This window comes from Salmonella sp. NW38 (assembly GCF_051807745.1).
GTDB classification, from domain to species: Bacteria; Pseudomonadota; Gammaproteobacteria; order Enterobacterales; family Enterobacteriaceae; genus Salmonella; species Salmonella enterica.
In genome coordinates this window covers 1-1,645 of sequence record NZ_JAMMTO010000028.1, presented here as the reverse complement: position 1 = coordinate 1,645, position 1,645 = coordinate 1, and the positions used below count along the sequence as shown (strand labels likewise).

Below are 1,645 nucleotides of genomic sequence, written 5' to 3'. Positions count from 1 at the left end.
ACCGTCACCCCGTTCCCGCCACCTGTGGCAAGGCCTTTCACTACGGTTCCGTTATTCACGGTAAGCGTGCCATTCACGGCGATACCGGAACCATCGGCCGCAGTCCCGGTGATTGATGCGCCATCAAGGGTGTAGTTGCCGCCTCCTGTCAGCACCACTCCGGAACCATTGCCTGACGTGGCCGTACCGGTCAGGGTGCCATTGGTGAACGATATATTTTTCCCCTTAATTAATATACCCGCACTTCCGTTTTCCGAAGACCCCGCAACATTAGAACCATTCAGATTCATATTATGTTCCTGAATACCAGGGCCAAAGGAAAGTAAAACCCCTACATCGTCAGCACTACTCCCGGACAGGGAAACCCCTCCCTGAAAAACAGTATTTAAACTTGCATCAATCCCTGCTGCACTACCTCCGACCCCAGTCAATTGAACATTTCCATCCAATTCCCCAGTATACAATCTGCTTAATATTATTCCACCCAAGGCCCCTTGACCATGAACACTCACATTACCGTTTCCTTTAAATGTTAAACCATTCGCATAAGTACTGCCGCCATAACCACCTAAAGTAATCCCATTCCAAAACTTTGAATTAGCATCAATGTATAAATTCGAATTATTTAACACAAATTCAAAACCTGCATCTGCCCACTGCCCAGTGGCAGCAAGACTAAGGATAGCTGAGCCAGACAAAGCACTTGCAGTTATGTAAAGATCACCGTCGGACACATTAATTTGAGTTCTTCGATATCGACTACCCAGGCCTGCCTCATTACTCCTAGTTCCGTTGCTTTCATTGCTCGCATTAATATGCGTTTCACCTTTTAAATTCAATATCGCACCACTTTCAAACAAAAGTGAAAAACCTCTAGCATCCTTACTGGATAATGCAGAAATATTTATATTTTTAGCTTCAAATGAATTCTCACCTGAGAATATCAATCCACCATACTGCGAATCAACAGTTGTAATGATAGGATTGATTTTTTTCGTATCCAAAAACAAATCAACATCACCACTTTGAGAAGTGAAAGAGGCATTACCAATCCCCAGCGTTCCCATTACCTCAGAAGCAACATTTAAAGAGATATCTTTATCCGCTAAAAAATTTGCGTTTGTTATATTTATAGCCTGCATTGAAACCAAGTTCACCCCCCCTTCAGTCGAGGTGATATTGGCTTTTACCGACGCATTTTTGCCCGAAATGGCGATAGAGCCCGCATCCGCTTTAAGCGTGATATTCCCTTTCGCACTGATATTCCCGTTCTTCAGGTCAATGCTGCCGGCCCCTGCGTGAACGTTCACTCCGCCGTCCACTGTGAGGGTCGTTCCCGTCAGTGGCGCAGGACCGCCGTTATCGATGCTCAGGTTGCCATTCGTAATGGTGACAACTGAGTTTGTAAAGCCCGCGCCTTTCAGGCTCACATCCCCGCCCGCCGTCACGCTGGTATTGTTAAATACCCAGCCATGGTTCGGGAGGTCAGCCAGAGTGTAATCCTGTGTCCAGCCCTTGTCTGATTTCGCGCTGTCGTCAAAGATGGCATTCCCTGCCATATCGACCGTGGTCATGTTCTCGATGCGCTTCGCCAGCAGCGTGTCGCGGTTAGCATCATTCACGATGCTGTTGTCCAGTACGTTCT

1 pseudogene is annotated in these 1,645 nt (G+C 46.9%); it reads right to left on the bottom strand.

The annotated features are described in order from the left end of the window. Window positions 1-1,622: pseudogene (locus tag NA624_RS22950) on the bottom strand (hypothetical protein); the annotation flags it as partial. Window positions 1,623-1,645 lie beyond the last annotated feature (23 nt).